Here is a 1,136-nt window from a genome sequence, read left to right as displayed (position 1 = left end):
TAAGGAACTCGGCAAAATGCCCCCGTAACTTCGGGAGAAGGGGGGCCATCCACTTATACGGACTTGCTCCGGAAAGGGTGTGGTGGCCGCAGAGACTAGTGGGTAGCGACTGTTTACTAAAAACACAGGTCCGTGCCAAGTCGCAAGACGATGTATACGGACTGACGCCTGCCCGGTGCTGGAAGGTTAAGAGGACCGGTTAGCCGCAAGGCGAAGCTGAGAATTTAAGCCCCAGTAAACGGCGGTGGTAACTATAACCATCCTAAGGTAGCGAAATTCCTTGTCGGGTAAGTTCCGACCTGCACGAATGGCGTAACGACTTCCCAACTGTCTCAACCGCGAACTCGGCGAAATTGCATTACGAGTAAAGATGCTCGTTACGCGCAGCAGGACGGAAAGACCCCGTGACCTTTACTACAGCTTGGTATTGGTGTTCGGTGTGGCTTGTGTAGGATAGGTGGGAGACTATGAAGCGGTGACGCCAGTTACCGTGGAGTCGTTGTTGAAATACCACTCTGGTCACTCTGGATATCTAACTTCGAACCGTAATCCGGTTCAGGGACAGTGCCTGGTGGGTAGTTTAACTGGGGCGGTTGCCTCCCAAAAAGTAACGGAGGCGCCCAAAGGTTCCCTCAACCTGGTTGGCAATCAGGTGGCGAGTGTAAGTGCACAAGGGAGCTTGACTGTGAGACTGACAGGTCGAGCAGGGACGAAAGTCGGGACTAGTGATCCGGCAGTGGCTTGTGGAAGCGCTGTCGCTCAACGGATAAAAGGTACCTCGGGGATAACAGGCTGATCTTGCCCAAGAGTCCATATCGACGGCATGGTTTGGCACCTCGATGTCGGCTCGTCGCATCCTGGGGCTGGAGTAGGTCCCAAGGGTTGGGCTGTTCGCCCATTAAAGCGGTACGCGAGCTGGGTTTAGAACGTCGTGAGACAGTTCGGTCCCTATCCGCTGCGCGCGTAGGAAATTTGAGAGGATCTGACCCTAGTACGAGAGGACCGGGTTGGACGAACCTCTGGTGTGCCAGTTGTTCTGCCAAGAGCACCGCTGGTTAGCTACGTTCGGGATGGATAACCGCTGAAAGCATCTAAGCGGGAAGCCGGCCTCAAGATGAGATTTCCATACCTTCGGG

1 rRNA gene is annotated in these 1,136 nt (G+C 54.7%); it reads left to right on the top strand.

Annotated features, from left to right (window positions below):
* Nucleotides 1–1,136, top strand: a 23S ribosomal RNA gene (locus AB0P29_RS16155); the annotation flags it as partial.

The sequence above is a fragment of the Microbacterium sp. NPDC080220 genome, from assembly GCF_040686395.1.
Taxonomy (GTDB): Bacteria; Actinomycetota; Actinomycetes; order Actinomycetales; family Microbacteriaceae; genus Microbacterium; species Microbacterium gawkjiense.
This window is presented reverse-complemented; position numbering and strand designations above follow the sequence as displayed.